Annotated in this window: 12 protein-coding genes; 7 read left to right on the top strand and 5 right to left on the bottom strand. The window is 67.2% G+C overall.

Features of this window, described 5'->3' with window-relative positions:
- Nucleotides 1-12 precede the first annotated feature (12 nt).
- The 4 genes from D7X96_RS11690 (at nucleotide 13) to D7X96_RS11670 (ending at nucleotide 6,302) form a co-directional block, all read left to right on the top strand.
- Complete coding sequence (locus D7X96_RS11690; RefSeq protein WP_121769731.1) at nucleotides 13-2,709, top strand: PEP/pyruvate-binding domain-containing protein; 2,697 nt, start codon at nucleotides 13-15, stop codon at nucleotides 2,707-2,709.
- Nucleotides 2,706-3,608, top strand: a complete 903-nt coding sequence (locus D7X96_RS11685) for a UbiA prenyltransferase family protein (protein WP_244219543.1) — start codon at nucleotides 2,706-2,708, stop codon at nucleotides 3,606-3,608. The genes D7X96_RS11690 and D7X96_RS11685 overlap by 4 nt, the downstream gene beginning before the upstream one ends.
- A 752-nt stretch (nucleotides 3,609-4,360) precedes the next feature.
- Nucleotides 4,361-5,644 carry an AAA family ATPase gene (locus D7X96_RS11675; RefSeq protein ID WP_121769748.1) on the top strand — a complete coding sequence of 428 codons (1,284 nt, stop codon included), beginning with the start codon at nucleotides 4,361-4,363 and terminating at the stop codon, nucleotides 5,642-5,644.
- An 82-nt stretch (nucleotides 5,645-5,726) separates the two neighbouring features.
- Complete coding sequence (locus tag D7X96_RS11670; protein WP_279637380.1) at nucleotides 5,727-6,302, top strand: RloB family protein; 576 nt, start codon at nucleotides 5,727-5,729, stop codon at nucleotides 6,300-6,302.
- Nucleotides 6,303-6,552: 250 nt separating this feature from the next.
- Here D7X96_RS11670 and D7X96_RS11665 read toward each other — a convergent pair whose 3' ends face one another.
- The gene (locus tag D7X96_RS11665) at nucleotides 6,553-7,905 is read right to left on the bottom strand and encodes an ArnT family glycosyltransferase (RefSeq protein WP_244219542.1); all 1,353 of its coding nucleotides are present in this window, start codon (nucleotides 7,903-7,905) and stop codon (nucleotides 6,553-6,555) included.
- Nucleotides 7,906-8,030: 125 nt separating this feature from the next.
- Here D7X96_RS11665 and D7X96_RS11660 point away from each other — a divergent pair, with 125 nt between their 5' ends.
- Complete coding sequence (locus tag D7X96_RS11660; RefSeq protein WP_121769727.1) at nucleotides 8,031-10,121, top strand: thioredoxin domain-containing protein; 2,091 nt, start codon at nucleotides 8,031-8,033, stop codon at nucleotides 10,119-10,121.
- A gap of 12 nt (nucleotides 10,122-10,133) precedes the next feature.
- On the opposite strand, the gene D7X96_RS11655 is transcribed toward D7X96_RS11660, so the two are convergent.
- From D7X96_RS11655 to D7X96_RS11645, 3 genes are read right to left on the bottom strand one after another with little or no spacing between them, the layout of a single operon-like run.
- Nucleotides 10,134-11,666, bottom strand: coding sequence for a transglutaminase-like domain-containing protein (locus tag D7X96_RS11655; RefSeq protein ID WP_233609905.1), 1,533 nt, complete (start codon nucleotides 11,664-11,666; stop codon nucleotides 10,134-10,136).
- A gap of 42 nt (nucleotides 11,667-11,708) precedes the next feature.
- Nucleotides 11,709-12,185 carry a GNAT family N-acetyltransferase gene (locus tag D7X96_RS11650; protein ID WP_120551823.1) on the bottom strand — a complete coding sequence of 159 codons (477 nt, stop codon included), beginning with the start codon at nucleotides 12,183-12,185 and terminating at the stop codon, nucleotides 11,709-11,711.
- Complete coding sequence (locus tag D7X96_RS11645; protein ID WP_120551812.1) at nucleotides 12,076-13,176, bottom strand: D-alanine--D-alanine ligase family protein; 1,101 nt, start codon at nucleotides 13,174-13,176, stop codon at nucleotides 12,076-12,078. The genes D7X96_RS11650 and D7X96_RS11645 overlap by 110 nt, the downstream gene beginning before the upstream one ends.
- Nucleotides 13,177-13,343: 167 nt before the next feature.
- Between D7X96_RS11645 and D7X96_RS11640 the strand changes: the two genes are divergently transcribed.
- Both D7X96_RS11640 and D7X96_RS11635 read left to right on the top strand, forming a co-directional pair.
- Nucleotides 13,344-14,642, top strand: a complete 1,299-nt coding sequence (locus tag D7X96_RS11640; RefSeq protein WP_121769726.1) for an HD domain-containing protein — start codon at nucleotides 13,344-13,346, stop codon at nucleotides 14,640-14,642.
- 17 nt (nucleotides 14,643-14,659) lie between these two features.
- A complete protein-coding gene (locus tag D7X96_RS11635; protein WP_121769725.1) occupies nucleotides 14,660-16,189 on the top strand; it encodes an MBL fold metallo-hydrolase in 1,530 nt (509 codons plus the stop codon).
- On the opposite strand, the gene D7X96_RS11630 is transcribed toward D7X96_RS11635, so the two are convergent.
- Nucleotides 16,186-16,788 (bottom strand): GlsB/YeaQ/YmgE family stress response membrane protein, encoded by a 603-nt coding sequence (locus tag D7X96_RS11630; RefSeq protein ID WP_147468285.1) that lies wholly within the window; start codon nucleotides 16,786-16,788, stop codon nucleotides 16,186-16,188. The two genes, D7X96_RS11635 and D7X96_RS11630, sit on opposite strands and share 4 nt — an antisense overlap.
- Nucleotides 16,789-16,955 lie beyond the last annotated feature (167 nt).

Raw genomic sequence — 16,955 nt, 5'->3', positions numbered from 1 at the left:
GAATCCCCTGACATGGCTTCCCCCCTTCCGCTCGTCTCCATGACCGAGGCCGGTGATCCGCGGTACGTCGGCCAGAAGTTCGCGCGCCAGCAGCACCTGGCGAGGCACGGCTTCCCGGTCCCCGAGTTCTTCTGCCTCACCATCACGATGTTCCAGGAGGTGGCGAGGCCCCTCCAGGCCGCCATCGACCGGCTCACCACGGCGGTGGACCGGACCTCGCATCAGGACATCCGCCGCGTGGCGGAGGAGATTGAACAGCTCTTCCTCCAGGTCCCCCTGGGCGCGGACCGCGAAGCCGCCATCCTGGCTGCCTTTGACCGGACCTTCGGAGAGGGAGGCCTGGTGGCCGTGCGCGCCTCCGTGGTGGGCCGCGCGCTGGAGGAGAGCGAGGACTCGGAGACGGATCCGTTCGCGGGAGTGAGCTCCACGTTCCTCTACGTGCGGAGGGACACGTTGCTCAATCGCATCCGCCGCTGCTGGGCCTCCGCCTACACGCCGGAAGGGCTCATCTACCGGCTGGCGCAGGGCCGCGACGTTCGGGGCCTCATGGTGGCGGTGGGAGTGCAGCGGATGATTCCGGGCCGCCGTTCCTTCGTGGCCTTCACGTGCGACCCGAAGACGACGGAGCGGCGCACGCTGGTGGTCGCGGGGCACGGCATCGGGGAGGGAGTAGTCCAGGAGAAGGTGGGAGTGGACCACTACTTCATCCACCCGGAGACGGGCCACATCGACCGGCAGCTGGGCCACAAGGCGGACATGCTCTGCGAGAACCCGGAGCCCGGAGGCGAGCTGGTCCGCCGGCCGGTGCCGGAGCATTTGCGGGACGCGCCGTGCCTCACGGACGAAGAGTTGAGGCGGCTGGCCACGCTGGCGAAGGACATCGAGCGCAGCTTCGGCATGCCCCAGGACATCGAGGGCACCTTCACGGAGGACGGCACGCTGCACGTGTTGCAGGCGAGGCCCATCGCCTTCGACTTCCGGAAGATCCGCGTCTGGGGTTGCGGCAACGTGTCGGAGAGCTTCCCGGGCGTCACGACGCCGCTGACGTACTCGCTGGCCAGCTACTTCTACGAGGTCATCTTCTACGACCTGCTGCGCCGCATGAAGGGCGCGGACGCGAGGGCCCTGCACGACCAGACGCCCGCATTCCAGAACATGCTGGGGTTCATCGACGGGCGCGTCTACCACTCGCTGTCGAACCTGATGCACGTCAATGGCATCAACCCGTTCATCGCGGCCACGTCCATGCGGGACCTGGAGGACGTGCTCCAGCGGGACGCGTCACTGGTCATCCGGCTGCCGGGACACCGTGAGAGCTTCCCCAGCACCGCGAGCTACGCCTACGCCCTGGGCCGTTCGGCGTTGGGAGCGTTGAGCGTCACGGCGACGTTCCAGCGTGACTTCGAGGCATTCGAAACATGGTGGAAGCAGACGTTGGCGGGGCTCCGGGCGCTGCCGGTGGAGAAGGAGGACCCGCTGGTCCTCATCCATCACTTCCGGCGCGTCTGGACGGAGGTGGGGAACTGGTGGGGGCTGACGCTGATCAACCATTGGTACATCAACTCGTGCTTCGGGTTGGCGCGCAGGCTGTTGCTCAAGTGGACCGGTGAGGACCCGAGCGCGTTGCTGGTGGGCCTGATGTGCGGAGGAAAGCCGGACGCGGGCACCCACGCGCTGCTCTCCGCGGTGGCGCTCGCGGAGATGGTGCGCGCGGATCCGGCGCTGGCGAAGCGCTTCAACGAGGGGGAGGCGGAAGCCCTCTGGAAGAGCATCGACAAGGGGGAAGTACCGCCTGGAGTCGCCCGGGCCTTCCGGGAGCACCTGAGCGAGTTCGGAGACCGGGGTGTGCAGGAGCTGAACATGGAGCGCCCGAACCTGCGGGACACGCCGTGGGAGCTGGTGCGGGTCGTCCAGTCCTACGCGAGGACGTCCGTCACGCGTGAGGAGCTGAGGGCGTCTGACAGGGCGAGGCGCACGGAGGCGGAGGCGCAGCTGTCCACGCTCCTCCAGGGACATCCGCTGCGGAAGCTGGCCATCGAGCAGCTGCTGGAGAAGCTGAGGACGGTGATCGGCTTGCGCGAGACCAGCCGGTTCTGGAGAGGCCAGCTCTTCGGTTTCAGCAAGAAGGTGTTCGCGGCGCTGGGGCAGCGAATGACGGAGCGGGGCGTGCTGGCTGCGCCGCTGGACGTGCATTACCTCACGATGCGCGAGGTGCTGGACCACTTCGAGGGCCGGAGCGTCACGAGGAACCTGGGAGAGCTCGCGAAGCTGCGTCGCAGGGAGCAGCAGGACAACCAGGGCCGCCAGCCGCCACGGGACTTCACCACGGTGGGAAGCGTGGCGGACGGAATCCCCAGGGTGGTGGAGGCGGCCAGTGACGACACCTCGCTGTTCAAGGGAATCGGTTCAAGCGCGGGCATCGTGGAGGGCAACGCGCGCATCGTGCTGGACCCGGGAGCAGTGGGCAATCTGGGCAAGGACGACATCCTCATCGCGAAGGAGACGGATCCGGGCTGGCTGTTCCTGATGCTGGCCTCGGGAGGCATCGTGGTGGAACGCGGCAGCATGCTGTCGCACACAGCCATCGCGGGCCGGAAGTTCGGAATCCCCACGGTGGTGGGCGTGGCGAACGCGACGACGCGGATCCCTGACGGAGCAAGGGTCCGAGTGGACGGCTCCACGGGCACGGTCACGCTGGTGGCGGCATGAGCAGGACCGTCATGGAGCGGGCCCGGGCAACGCTGCGCTTCTCCGTGCAACGTTACCCGCCGCTGTTCTACCTGCTGGTCATCACGCTCTGGTGCGTGAGCCTGGACGGGATGTTCGGAGTGCTCAACGGGGGCAGGGGACTGTCGTTCTCACCGGACCTGCTGCACGTCGCGCTGAGCATCTTCGGCGTGGGCTACTTCATGCGCATCGTGGATGAGCTGCGCGACTACGAATACGACCTCGTCCACAACCCGGACCGGGGCCTGGCGAAAGGGGACGTCACCTTCGGGGACCTGTACGTGGCGTTGGGGCTCAACGCGGCCGTGTTGCTCGGGACGAACCTGGCGGTGTCCTGGGTAAGGGCCGCCATCCTGCTGGGCATCATGGTGCACGCCCTGGTGCTCTGGTGGCTGGAGAAGAATTGGGCGCCGTACCAGCGCAGCATGTTCCTGATGATCGGAATCGCCATCCAACTGCACGTAGGCCACGGCCTCTACGTCTGGGTGGCGCATGCAGAGCGCACGGGGACACCGCTGAATCCCCAGGGACTGCTGGCCATCCTGGCCATGGTCTTCCTGTATCTGCACTGGGAGGTCATGCGGAAGACCGCGTGGCCCGGGACGACGAAGCCAGGGGAGAAGCTCTACAGCGACGAAGTGGGCTCCAAGGCCAGCGCGGTGATTGCTTTCACCGTAATGGCCGGAGCGGTGGGCCTCTACCTGTGGCTGACCCGGAGCGGGCTCTTCCTGCTGCCTCTGGGAATGGCGGTGATCAACCTGACGCTGTTCTTCAAGAACCGCAGACCCCGGGTTCTCTCAGGGCGCTTGGCGGCCCGGACCTACTTCGCATTCCTGTTCGTCATGCTGTTGCTGGCTTCGATGGGAGCCGCCCACAGATGACGATGCCATAAGGTAGGGTGCAGGCTCTGGCCTCGAAGGAGAATCTGTCCGTTCGGTCGGTGATCATCCTTTGCTCGGAGCGTTGTTTCTCGGGGCTTGTGCCGAAGGCCCGGCACCCGGGCCCTCTTCTTCGGTGCGGAAGTGGGTTGGGCCGCTCGTGGCTGTGCTTGGCGGAGGCCAGTTCCGCACGGTCATCCACTATGGCCCCTGGCGGTGCAGTTCGCAGCTCATGGCCTATTGCCTAGAGAAGTGCGCGGGGAGCTGCCATGCTCTTCAGGGGGGCATGTGGCTTGCGGACGTGAAGATGGACTTTGAATGCACGCTGGTACGAGCTGGGAGCCGGTTCGGCATGACGAACTGTTGCTGTAACTACGCAACGCTTGGCCCTGCTGAATTTTACGTAACGCCGGGCACTCATATTCATTTGTCTTCGTTGATACAGCCTCAGATGTTCAAAGGGTAGGGTCGGGACCGGGCAAAGTCAGCACCTATGGCCCCAGCTTCATCGACTCGGAGGTCCAGGCCGGCCATCCTGGGCTACCTCGCTGACTGGTCCGCGTGAACCCGCTGGTAGATCGAAAGGGGCACCGAATACCGACCCGGGACCGACAGTTACCGGCTCACCGACTGGTCGCCTGCTCTCTAGGGCGGACCTCCAAATTGGGAAATAAGGGGGGGCTGAGGGCGCTATGTGCAGGAAACTTGCGAAAATGGCCCTGAAAGCCCTATTTACCCACTAGGAGGTAGTGCTGATGCTCATCGAATTCAGGCTCGAGAATCATCGCTCCGTGCAAGATGAGCAGGTGCTCACGATGGAGGCGGGCAGGATCGGAACGGATGGCGACCCACGTCTCCGTGTGATTCAGGGGCACTCGGAACCCTTGTTACCGGTCGCCGCCGTGTACGGAGCGAATGCAAGTGGCAAAAGTAATGTGGTTTCCGGGATTGAGTTCATGCGGAATGCGGTCGTGCATTCCCATAGGGCTTGGCCCCCAGAAGGGGGCGTTCCGAGAGACCCATTTGCATGGGGCATCAAATCTCAGGAGCCATCATTATTTGAGGTGACATTTGTCAACGGCGAGATCCGTTACCAGTATGGGTTTGTTGCCGACGACGACCGCTTCCTAGAAGAGTGGCTGCACGCATGGCCGCATGGCCGCAAGCAAGTCCTGTTCGAACGAGAGGGCGATAATTTTAAGTTCGGGGAACACCTGCACGGCGAGAACAAACTCGTGGAGCAGGTAACACGCCCCAACGCACTCTTCTTGTCAGCTGCAGCTCAGAATCGGCATGATCAGCTCACTCCACTTTATGGCTGGTTTCGCCAAGTGCGCGTTGCAAATCTCGGGGTCCGTCGTCGAACTGTGCAAGATGTTTCGGAAACGTGGCTGTCTCGCTCCATGACACCTGTACCAACGACCGAACAGCAGGAACTCTCTGCGACCGCCCCCGTTGCGGATGATCGCATCGGCGCCCTCCGAGCCCTACTTCAAGCAGCGGATGTTGGCATAGTCGACCTGAAGGTTTCTGTAGAAGAAGATGATGGCTCAAGCGTCAGAGCCCGGCGGGCAAGGCGAGTTCGTCTTTTCCTACAGCACCAAGCCGGTAACGATGATGCATGGCTTCCTCTTGAAGAGGAGTCCCAAGGAACACTCACGCTGGTCAGGCTCGCTCCACATATTTTGGAGACACTCTGGACCGGCGGTGTCCTTGTTGTTGATGAGCTTGAAGCCAGCCTGCATCCACTTCTCGGGTTGCATATTGTTCGCCAGTTTAATGATTCAAAGTTGAATCCCAAGAATGCTCAGCTTGTTTTTACAACCCACGACACCAATCTCTTGGGGACTACTCTGGGGGAAGCGCCTCTGCGGAGAGACCAAATCTGGCTTGCCGAGAAGGATGAAAGCGGTACTTCACGGATCTACCCTCTGACTGACTACAAACCCAGGAAGGAAGAGAACCTTGAGCGTGGATATCTTCAAGGGCGATATGGCGCCATCCCTTTTCTCGGTGAAATTGCGCCAGTGAAGGAATGAGCCCTTGTCCAGCACTCGCAGAAACAGAAGTCGACCACCTGCCCGTGGTGCCCCGCGCTTAACTCCAAAACCCAGGCTCCTCGTGCTGTGTGAAGGGCAGAACACCGAGCCTCAGTACATTATGGGGTTTCGGAGATGGTGCAGAAACCCACGTGTTGACGTGGAGATAGCGCGTGAACGTGGCGTTCCGCTCACGCTTGCTCAAAAGGCTAAGGAACTCAAGGTTCGCGCCGAGAGGTTGGCTGTGAGAGAGGAAGATGAGAACCTTGCCTACGATGAAGTGTGGTGCGTCTTTGATATAGATGTGCACCCACATGTCGCTGAAGCTCTGCAACTGGCTAGGGATAACGGTATCAAAGCTGCGGTGTCGAACCCATGCGTGGAAGTCTGGCTTCTTCTGCACTTTCGCGAGAACCCAGGCATGCAAGATCGGCATTCAATGCAGAGGATGATGCGTTCTTTTATTCGGGATTACGATAAGAGCATTGATTTCGAGGTGTTTAAACGGGGGTATGCGGATGCAGTAAGACGAGCTTCTCGGCTTGACGTGTTGGCGGCAGAAGATGGCGAGCTTGGTCGTAATCCATCCACCGGCTTCTACCTTTTGACGACGTCAATCCAGAAAGGCTCTGAAGGTTTTGATGTCCCATCGGAATAACATTGCCTGACAATGGCGGTTGGCAGCCAAGGCCGAGATTGCAGAAGTTTACGTTGTCCTTCAGTTCATTGCGGATTCGAGCACGGCGCATCCTGCTTTCTCGGATGACTGGCTTTGCGGCAGTAGCCCCTGCCCGGTGAACTTCGACGCGCAGACCGATGACGGAGGGCGCCGGGCCATGTACCTGGGCGTGTTGGGCTGGGACTCCAACGACAACCCGGTCGTGAACAAGTTCCTCAGCCCGGAGTAGTCAATTCCCCAGCCGCCACACCGTGAACGTGTGCAGCCTTCGTCCCCGGAAGACCCCCGTGAGCTTCACCGGGCCCTCCACGGAACCAAAGCGTTGCACCAGTTCCTCTGGCGGCCCCGCTCCGGTCTCCGAGCACCACAGCACGTCCTGACCGGGCTTCAACTCCAGCTCGGGCCACAGGTCGTACTGGCTCTTGCGCCGGGACGGGCCCACCGTGTCCGTCTCCGCGCCCGTCGCGTACGCCAGCTGTGACGCCAGCTGGTACGTGGGCGCGTAAATCGGCGTGGGACCCGGCGCCATGCCCGGGAACAGCTGCTCCGGCGCCCTCAACCGCTCCAGCACTCCCCAGCCGTGCGTCCTCGCCAGCACCACGTCACGCTCGAACGTGAGCACCGGGAACAACAGGTGCGACGTCACCGCCAGCACCACCGCCATCCCGCTCCACGCCGCCGCGCGCTGCCACACCGGCCGCATCCCCGCCACGCCGATGCATGCAGCCACGTACGCCGCTGCGGGCCAGTTCGCCTCGCCCCGCGTCCGCGCCGCCGCATACCCGAAGAACAACAGCGGAATCACCGCCGCCACTCGCAGCAGGAACTGCTCCCTCGGGCCTCGCACCGCGTACACCAGCGCCAGCGGGAACAGCACCGGCCCGCCCATGGCGAACTGCCCCGCCACGTACTCGCCGAACGTCGCCCAGCCTCCGCGCCCACCCAGGCCGTGGTTCAGCTGGAACTTGAACCCCACCCAGTCATGGCTCGCGTTCCACAACACCACCGGCAGGAAGCACAACAACCCCAGCCCCGCCGTCACCCACGCCCCAGCCGGCAGCCTGCGCGCCCGCAGCGCCGCGACCATGAACGCCAATCCCAGCAGCACGGACGGATACTTCGACAAGAGCGCCAGGCCACACGTCAGCCCCGCCAGCACCCACTTCTCCCGGTACAGCGCCCACAACCCCAGCGACCAGAACAACAGCATCGGCGAGTCCGGCGTCGCCCAGACTCCGGAGAGGATGCCCACCGGCACCGCGCTCCACAGCGCCACGGCTCGCCAGGCCGCGTCGCGGGAGCGGTACACGTCCAGCGCCAGCCCCCACACCGCCACGCCCGTCCCCAGCCCGCACAGGAGCGCCGTCCCCCGGATGCCCAGCGCGGCGATGAGCCACGCCACCATCGGCGGATGGTCGAAATATCCCCATGCGAGATGCCGGGCCCATTGCCAGTAATAGGCTTCGTCGAAGTAGACGTCCGTTCCCAGCGCCAGCGCGAGCCGCACCACTACCCCCAGTCCAACCAGGAGCAGGCACGCCTTCATTCCCGGGCCGGGGCTGGAGTGGGCGGACGCACGCACGCCCCCTGACAAATCTCACCGGGAGGCCGTTGGCCAGCGGGGAGTGAGGCCATTTCGGCTTGCCCCCGGCCACCCAGGCTCACAATGTGAAGGGCCTCGAAGCCGTGGCACACCGGGAGCACCCCATGGACGACCATCCCCCCTCTGCCCATACCAACCGTCTGGCCCAGGAGCCGTCGCCGTACCTGCGCCAGCACGCCACGAATCCCGTGGACTGGTACCCCTGGGGGGACGAAGCCCTGGCCCGCGCTCGCGCGGAGAACAAGCCCATCCTGCTCTCCGTGGGCTACTCCGCGTGTCACTGGTGCCACGTCATGGCCCACGAGTCCTTCGAGGACCCCGACATCGCGCGCCTGATGAACGAGGGCTTCATCAACATCAAGGTCGACCGCGAGGAGCGCCCGGACCTCGATCAAATCTACCAGGGCGTCGTGCAGCTCATGGGGCAGGGCGGGGGCTGGCCCCTCACCGTGTTCCTCACCCCGGACCTGCGCCCCTTCTACGGCGGCACCTACTTCCCACCGTCCGACCGCTACGGCCGCCCCGGCTTCCCGCGCCTGCTCTCCGCGCTGCGCGACGCGTGGGTGAACAAGGCCGCGGACATCGAGGAGCAGGCCCAGCGCTTCCAGGAGGGCCTGGGAGAGCTGTCCGTCCACGGCCTGGATGCCGACCCCGCACACCTGTCCGCGGAGGACATCGTCGCCATGGGCCAGTCCATGCTCAAGCGCATGGACCCGGTGAACGGCGGCTTCGGCGGCGCCCCCAAGTTCCCCAACCCCATGAACGTGGCGCTGCTCCTGCGCGCATGGCGGCGCGGCGGCGGCGAGCCCCTGAAGGCCGCGGTGTTCCGCACGCTGGAGCGCATGGCGCTGGGCGGCATCTACGACCAGCTGGGCGGCGGCTTCCACCGCTACTCCGTGGACGAGCGCTGGCTGGTGCCCCACTTCGAGAAGATGCTCTACGACAACGCCCAGCTGCTGCACCTGTACTCGGAGGCGGAGCAGGTGGAGTCCCGGCCGCTCTGGCGCAAGGTCGTGGAGGAGACCGTCGAGTACGTCCGCCGCGAGATGACCGACCCGGCCGGCGGCTTCTACGCCACGCAGGACGCGGACAGTGAAGGCGAGGAGGGGAAGTTCTTCGTCTGGCGCCCCGAGGAGGTTCGCGCCGCCCTCGCCGTGGGCCAGCAGGCGGACACCGTGCTGCGCCACTTCGGCATCAAGCCCGGCGGCAACTTCGAGCACGGCGCCACGGTGCTGGAGGTCGTCGTCCCCGTGGAGCAGCTCGCGAAGGAGCAGGGCCGCCCCGTGGAGGCCGTGGAGAAGGAGCTGGCCGAAGCGCGCCGCGTCCTCTTCCTCCTGCGCGAGCAGCGCGTGAAGCCGGGCCGCGACGACAAGATTCTCGCGGGCTGGAACGGGCTGATGATCCGCGGGCTCGCGCTGGCCTCGCGCGTGTTCAACCGTCCGGACTGGGCGAAGCTCGCTTCGGACGCGGCGGACTTCGTGCTCGCGAAGATGTGGGACGGCAAGCGGCTGTTGCGCTCGTACCAGGATGGCCAGGGCCGCATCGACGGCTTCATGGAGGACTACGGCGACTTCGCCGCCGGGCTCACCGCGCTCTACCAGGCCACGTTCGACGCGAAGTATCTGGACGCGGCGGACGCGCTCGCGCACCGCGCGGTGGAGCTGTTCTGGGACGAGGAGAAGCAGGCGTACCTTGCCGCGCCCCGGGGACAGAAGGACCTGGTGGTGGCGACCTACTGCCTCTTCGACAACGCGTTTCCCTCCGGCGCGTCCACGCTGACGGAGGCGCAGGTGACGCTCTCCGCGCTCACCGGCGACGTGTGCCACCTGGAGCACCCGGAGCACTACGTCGCCAAGTTGCACGACCAACTGGTGCGAAACCCCATGGGCTACGGCCACCTGGGGCTCGCGGCGGACTCGCTGGTGGACGGCGCGTCCGGCGTCACCTTCGCGGGGACGCGCGAGGCCGTGGCCCCGCTGCTGGCCGCCGCGAACCGCACGTACGCGCCCGTGTTCTCCTTCGGCTGGAACGACACGGGCTCGGCTCCGCCCGCGCGCCTCCAGGAACTCTTCGAGGGCCGCGACCCCGTGGAAGGGAAGGGCGCGGCGTACCTCTGCCGCGGCTTCGTCTGCGAGCGGCCCATCACCGAAGCGGGCCTGCTCTCGGAGCGTCTGGTGGCCGCGCCGGGCCACTGAGACGCCCGGGGACTACTTCACGTCCGTGACCTGGAGCGAACCGATGAGGGGCGTGATCTCCGCGTTCCCCTCGTAGCCCACGTAGAAGTGCGTGGCGTCCGCGACGGGCTGGTTGAAGGTGGGATCCAACTGGGTCCACTCGCCCACGTAGGCCTCCACCCACTCGTGCCAGTACAGCGCGGGCACGCCGTCGGAGTTCACCATGTAGATGACGCCGTCCACGCGGCGCGCGGGGATGCCGGACGCGCGCAGCATGGCCACCGTGAGCAGCGAGTGCTCCGTGCAGTCGCCCTTCTTCTGGCGCAGCACGTCCGTGGCCCGGTCCGCGCTGGCGCCGTAGTCCTTCTGCAGATTGCTGTACACCCACGCGGACAGCATCCGCGCCGCCGTGTACGCGTCCTTCTCCTCGCGGATGATGCTCTTCGCCTGCGCCTTGATGGCCGCCGCGTCCGCTTCCACCGCGAGCGTGGACTTGAGGTTCTCCCCACCGTCGGGGTCCGCCACCGGCCGCGCCACGCGCCCCTTGGGCGAAGGCGGCGCCGCAATCAGCGTCACCTCCACGCGGCCGTCCGGCAGCCGCTGGTACTTCTGCCGGTAGGTGTCCTGCTGGAACTTCTCCGGCAGGTTCTTCATCACCAGCTTCACCTGGCCGGGAACTTCACGTGCCTTCGCCGGCAGGGGCTTGGGCAGCACCACGCGCGTGAGGCCGAAGACCTCCACCAGGTCCATCCGCTTGGCCACGGACTCGGACTCGGCACGCGCCTGCATCGTCTGGCCGAAGTCCACCCGCACCATCTTGCCGTCCGTCGTCAGGAAGGCCGCCACCGGCACCTTCTCCTTGTCCGACAGCGTGCTCACGCGCGACAGCTTCACCTTCACGCCGCCCAGCACCTGCTCCTCGGGGGCCTCCACCGTGGTGACGGTGCGGTAGCCCTCCAGGTCCGTGCCGTCCAGCGCCACGCCCTCCACCTTCTGGCCGCGCAGCAGGGCCACGCGCGCCTGATCCGCGTCCTCCACCGTCTCCTTGGGCAGGGGCATGGGCTTGAGCATTTCATCCGGCTGGCCCGGGCGCTTGCGCACCACGCGCAACGAATCGCCCGTCACCGTGCCCACCAATTCATTGTCCCCGCCGTCGCCCCTCTGCGTGACGGTGAAGGACAACAGCTTGCCGCCCGGCTTCGCTTCGTAGACGCGCACCTCGCGGTGCACGCGCTCCGACACGCGCGTGCCCACCTGCGCCTTGAAGATGAGCTCGTTGATGCTCTGGGCCTTGTTGCCCGGCAGCACCGTCAGGTCGGTGAAGAACCAGCCCACCTTCTTGTCCATCAGGTACAGGCCGAAGTACTCGCCGCCCTTGGGGCGCGGGGCCTTCAGCGCGTCGGAGAGCTCCTGCGTTTGAGGCGTTTGGGCCGTCTTCGCCTGGGCCTTGGCCGCCGCGGCCTTCGCCTGGTTCTTCAGCGCGGCGGGGGCCTGGGCCCAGGTGGGGGACGGCGCCCCTGTCAGCAGGGCGAGCAGGCTCAACAATCCCAGACGGGTGCGTCGCATCGGTCGGTTCATGGAAGGCATCTGCCCGCTCCTGGCGGGGAATTACAGGCGCTTGGTCAGGATGATGAGGTCGTCGCCCTGCTTGTAGAAGTCCTTGATGCGGGCTTCCTCGCCGTACTTCATGGACGCGTAGAAGCCGCGCGTGGGGCCGTAGGCCTCCGTGGCGCTCGTCTCCACGCGGATGATGCGCGCCTTGCGGCGGCGCAGGTCGGCCTCCATGGCGGAGATGAGCCCCGCGCCAATGCCCTGGCCCCGGACTTCCTGCGCGGAGGCGATCCAGTACAGGTCGAAGGTGTTCTCCGTCATCGGCGTGGGGCCGTAGCAGCAGTAGCCCACCAGCCCGCCTCCGTCCTGCCCGCGGTCCGCCACCAGGATGGTGTAGTCGCGGTTGCCTGCGGTGAGCGCGGTGTCAACCAGCTCGATGGCGCAGTCCTGTTCCTCCTGCGAGAAGGTTTCGATTCGCCGGATCAGCGCGGCGAGCGGTTCCCGGTCCTTTCTTTCGAGCGTGCGGATTTCCATGGGTCCTTTCGAGGGCGACCTCCACGAGACGGGAGGCCAGGGCCGCGTAGTCCATGCCGGCGGCCTGCGCCGCCTTCGCGAACCCCGCGCCCGGGTGCAGGTCGCAGTTGGGGTTGATGTCGATGACGTACGGCACACCCTCGGGCGACAGCCGAAGGTCCACGCGTCCATAGTCCTGGCAATCCAGCGCTGCAAATGCTTCCAGCGCCGTCTGGATGCAACGCGCTTCCTGCACTGCGTCGAGCCGGCAGGGCCCCGTGGGCGAGTCCCGGTACTCCGGTGACTCCTCCTCCCACTTGGCCCGGTACGACACGATGTTCGGCCGGTTTTCGAACGCGCGGCCGAAGTGGATCTCCGTGAGCGGCAGCGCCTGCCGCGGGTTGTTGCCCAACAGCGGGACGTACACCTCGCGTCCCGGGATGAACTGCTCCACCAGCGCGGGCTGGTGGAAGGTGCGCAGCACGGACTCGCACGCCCGCACGAGCGCCGAGCGCTCCGTCACCACGGAGTCGAAGTCCATGCCCACGCTGGCGTCCTCGCGCGCGGGCTTCACGATGAGGGGCCACGGCAGGTCCACCGCCAGTGCGTCCTCGCGCTTCTTCACCAGGAAGGAGGCGGGGGTGGAGACGCCGTGGGCGCGCAGCACGTCCTTGGCCTTGGGCTTGTGCAGCGCCAGGCCCAGCGAGAGGGCGGACGAGCCGGTGTACGGCAGGCCCAGCGCGTCCAGCAGGCACGGGACGGCCATCTCTCCGCGGCTGTCGGCGGCCAGCGACTCGCAGAGGTTCACCACGAGGTCCGGCTGGAGGAAGCGCAGGGCCTCCATGAAGTCCAGCTTGTCCCCTTCGATGGCGAGCGGCTCGGCGTTCACGCCGTCACGGCTGAGCGCGTGGGCCAGGCTCTCGGCCACCCGGACCACGTCCTCGCGGGCTTCGCGCCCGGGGTCGTCCTCGAGGAGGTCGTGGTCACGATTGTGCAGCAGGATGATGTGCATTCGGAGTGCCCTGAGGGTTAGCACGTCCCCAGGGACCTTCCCAGCCTGTGGGATGGTGATCGGTCGGTCCCTCACGGGGCTACCGCCTGACGGGGTATGCGCTACGGTGCGCGACCCGTTGGGAGGGCAACCGGCCACCCCTGGCCTGACGGCCCGGCAAGAACGACATGCGGATTCGCGACCCCATCCACGGCGTCATCCCGGTGAGCGACCCGGAGAAGGCCGTCATCGACAGCCGCTTCTACCAGCGCCTGCGCTACGTGCGGCAGCTGGGCTTCGGGGACATGGCCTTCCCCGGCGCCACCCACACCCGCCATGCCCATTGCCTCGGCGCCATGTACGTCGCCTCGCGCGTCTTCAACGCCGTGGCCAGCCGCTCCGAGCTGCCGGACGATGTGCGTGAACATTTCTGCACCGCCGTGCGCCTGGCGGTGCTCTGCCACGACCTGGGGCACATGCCCCTGTCGCACGCCTCCGAGCGCATCGCCCCCCGGCGGTCGCTGCTGCGGCTGCCCGGCTGGCTGGACGCCGTGGCGGAAGGGGAGCAGGCGACCCACGAGGACTACACGGCGAAGCTGCTCCTGGACAGCTCGCTGACGGAAGTCCTCCAGAAGGAGTTCGGCCCGCGCGGCATCACCCCCATGGCGGTGGTGGCGTTGATCACCGGCGCGAAGCCGCCCAAGGACCCGGGCTTCACGCACAAGGGCGTGGACTGGATGCCGCTCCTGCGCGCCATCGTCTCCGGGGAGCTGGACGCGGACCGGATGGACTACCTGCTGCGCGACTCGTTCTACACGGGCGTGAACTACGGCCGGTACGACATGGATTGGATCGTCTCCAACCTGAACCCGGCGGTGAAGGACGGGCGCGCGGTGCTGGCGCTGTCTCGCGCGGCGGCGTTCGCGTTCGAGGACTTCCTGCTCAGCCGCTACCACATGTTCGTGTCGGTGTACCTGCACCACACGTCGGTGAACTTCGACCACATGCTGCGCAGGTACTACGAGGAGACGCCCGGCGAGTTCGAGATTCCGCACGACCCGGAGTCCTTCCTCCTCTGCGACGACGCGGCGCTCTGGTACACGCTGCGCCGCTCGAAGAACCGGTGGGCGGAGCGCATCAGCCGGCGGCAGGGCTTCAAGCTGCTGGCGCAGTTCACGGAGCGCGACACGGGCTACGACCTGGAGGTGCTGAGCAGCGCGCTCACCAGCGGCGGCTTCGAGCACTACACCGTGCAGTCCAAGGGGGCGCTCAGCAAGTACGTGGGGTCCTCCGCGACTGGGGGCAGCCCGGGGTTGTTCATCCTGGACGTGTCCACGGGGAGGCTGACGGAGGTGGCGCGCTACACGCCGCTCTACCAGCGCTACAGTGGCGCGGTGCGACTGACGCGGCTCTACGTCCGGCCGGACCAGGCGGAGCGGGCGCGCGAGATGATGGGCCGGCTGCTCGGCCAGACGACACAATCCTGAAAGACGACGGTGCAACCATGAGCGAGCCCCTTCCCGGCATGGGCCTCTTCGCGCCCCACACCCCCGTGGAGCCCCGGCCCTCTTCCGTGGTCATCCTCTACCGGCGCGCGCACTCCGGGGTGGAGGTGTTCTGGGTGAAGCGCGAGCGCGCGCTCACCTTCGCGGGCGGCTTCCAAGCCTTCCCCGGCGGCAAGCTGGACAAGGACGACCACGACGTCCCCGTGCAGGGCGCCCAGGGCGAGGAGGCCGCGCTGCGCTCCGCGGCGGCGCGCGAGCTGTTCGAGGAGGCGGGCGTGCTGGTGGCGGAAGGCGCGCGCGCGCTGTCGCCGCAGGTGCTGGAGGAGGGGAGGACGGCGCTGCTCGCGGGCACGGTGAAGTGGAGCGAGTGGCTGGCGCGGCACACGCTGTCCCTGCGCGCGGAGGACCTGCGGGCCGCGGGGCGCTGGGTGACGCCGCCAGCCATCCCGGTGCGCTTCGACACGCGCTTCTATCTGGTGGAGCTGCCGGAGGGGCAGGCGGCGAGCATCATCCCGGGCGAGCTGACGGAGGGCGCGTGGATCCGCCCGGAGGACGGGCTGTCGCGCTGGAGTGACGGCACGGCGCTCCTGCATCCGCCCGCGCAGCACGCGTTGCAGGTGCTGTCGGAGTTCACGGACGAAGCGGACGCGCGCGCGAAGCTGTGCACGCCGCCGTATTGCCCGGGCTACGTGGCCCAGCGCATCGAGTTCCAGCGCGGCGTGCGGGTGGTGGCGCTGGAGACGCCCACGCTGCCGCCAGCGACGCACACGAACGCGTACGTGCTGGGCACGGGCGACCTGCTCATCGTGGATCCGGGTTCGTCGGACGTGAAGCAGTACGCGAAGCTCTTGTCGCTGGTGGCGGGGTTGAAGGCGGAAGGCGCGCGGCCGGTGGCGGTGGTGCTCACGCATCACCACGGCGACCACGTGGGCGGGGCGCTCGCGGTGAAGGAGCGGCTGGGCATTCCGCTCTGGTGCCACGCGCGCACGGCGGACCGGCTGGACTTCCCGGTGGAGCGGCTGCTGGAGGACGGCGAGGTGCTGAACCTGGATGGGCCCATGGTTCAGCGGTGGCACGTGCTGCACACGCCGGGGCACGCGCGGGGCCATCTGTGCCTGGTGGACTCGCGCAGCAAGTCGGCCATCGTGGGGGACATGGTGGCGAGCGTGGGCTCCATCGTCATCGACCCGCCGGAAGGCAACATGGTGGACTACCTGGAGCAGCTGAAGCGGCTGCGCGACTGGCCGGTGACGACGCTGTACCCCGCGCACGGCTCGCCGGTGCCGGACGGCCCGGGCAAGCTGAACGAGTACCTGCGCCACCGCGCCCAGCGCGAAGCCCTCATCCTGGAGGCGGTGCCCGCGACGGGCGCGACGTTGGCGGAGGTGGTGGCCACGGCCTACGCGGACACGCCGCCCATCATGCACCCGGTGGCGGAGCGCAGCGCCCTGGCCTCGTTGGAGAAGCTGGTGGCGGAGGGCCGCGTGCGCGAGGACTCCTTCACCTGGTTCCGCGTGGGGGCTTCCTAGAAGCTGCCCATGAGGCCCAGCTGGGGGCCCTTGCTGCTGTAGGTGGCCACGGGCATCACCTGCACGGACGGGGCGGGGGCCGCCTGCATCGCGGCCTCGTTGCGCAGCACCTTGCCGTGGGACAACTCGAAGCCCGCGCTCGCGCCCACCACCGGGAGGATGAAGAGGGCGGCGTTGAGCGCCGGCGGCGCCTCCGAGCCTCCGCTGTTCACCAGCGTGAGCGCCAGGAACGTTGCGCCCCAGCCCACCATGCTCCCGGCCACCGTCGGGCCCATCCGGCCGCGTCCGCCCATGAAGTGGCCGCCCGCGTACGTGCCCACCGGGATGCCGATGATGCCTCCCGCAGCGGCGCCCGCGGCGGCCATCACCAGGCACTCGTCACAGCCCACCGTGGCGGAACCCAGCAGGTAGCCCACCGAGCCCAAAATCGTCGCGCCCACGACGCCGCCCGCCGTGCCGCTCAGCACCTCCACCGCCACGCGCGGCACCGGGTCCTTCGCGGGAGGGGAGGCCTTCACGGACGGCAGCGCCTCGGGCGGCACGGAGGCGCGCGTCGGAATCTCGCCGTCCCCGGCGGGGACCTCCGGAGGCGGAGGCACGTCCTCGTCCGGCGCGCCCACCAGGGGTGGGGGCGTGAGGCTCCCGGCGGGGGCCTGGGCCGGCTCGGCGGCGGGCTCCTAGGCGGGGGGCAAGCCCGCCACCAGAAGAACGGAAAAAAGGTGGGAGAGTCCTTTGCTCCTCACCATGGCTTTGGGCCCCCCCACCC

Source organism: Corallococcus interemptor, assembly GCF_003668875.1.
Classification (GTDB): domain Bacteria; phylum Myxococcota; class Myxococcia; order Myxococcales; family Myxococcaceae; genus Corallococcus; species Corallococcus interemptor.
The sequence above is the reverse complement of the archived record's forward strand: the minus strand, read 5'-3'. Positions and strand labels throughout refer to the sequence as shown.

Excerpts from the sequence above, each read along its gene's own strand:
- D7X96_RS11690 (WP_121769731.1), top strand. The coding sequence starts at position 13 with ATGGCTTCCCCCCTTCCGCTCGTCTCCATGACCGAGGCCGGTGATCCG.
- D7X96_RS11685 (WP_244219543.1), top strand. The coding sequence starts at position 2,706 with ATGAGCAGGACCGTCATGGAGCGGGCCCGGGCAACGCTGCGCTTCTCC.
- D7X96_RS11675 (WP_121769748.1), top strand. The coding sequence starts at position 4,361 with ATGCTCATCGAATTCAGGCTCGAGAATCATCGCTCCGTGCAAGATGAG.
- D7X96_RS11660 (WP_121769727.1), top strand. The coding sequence starts at position 8,031 with ATGGACGACCATCCCCCCTCTGCCCATACCAACCGTCTGGCCCAGGAG.
- D7X96_RS11655 (WP_233609905.1), bottom strand. The coding sequence starts at position 11,666 with ATGCGACGCACCCGTCTGGGATTGTTGAGCCTGCTCGCCCTGCTGACA.
- D7X96_RS11650 (WP_120551823.1), bottom strand. The coding sequence starts at position 12,185 with ATGGAAATCCGCACGCTCGAAAGAAAGGACCGGGAACCGCTCGCCGCG.
- D7X96_RS11645 (WP_120551812.1), bottom strand. The coding sequence starts at position 13,176 with ATGCACATCATCCTGCTGCACAATCGTGACCACGACCTCCTCGAGGAC.
- D7X96_RS11640 (WP_121769726.1), top strand. The coding sequence starts at position 13,344 with ATGCGGATTCGCGACCCCATCCACGGCGTCATCCCGGTGAGCGACCCG.
- D7X96_RS11635 (WP_121769725.1), top strand. The coding sequence starts at position 14,660 with ATGAGCGAGCCCCTTCCCGGCATGGGCCTCTTCGCGCCCCACACCCCC.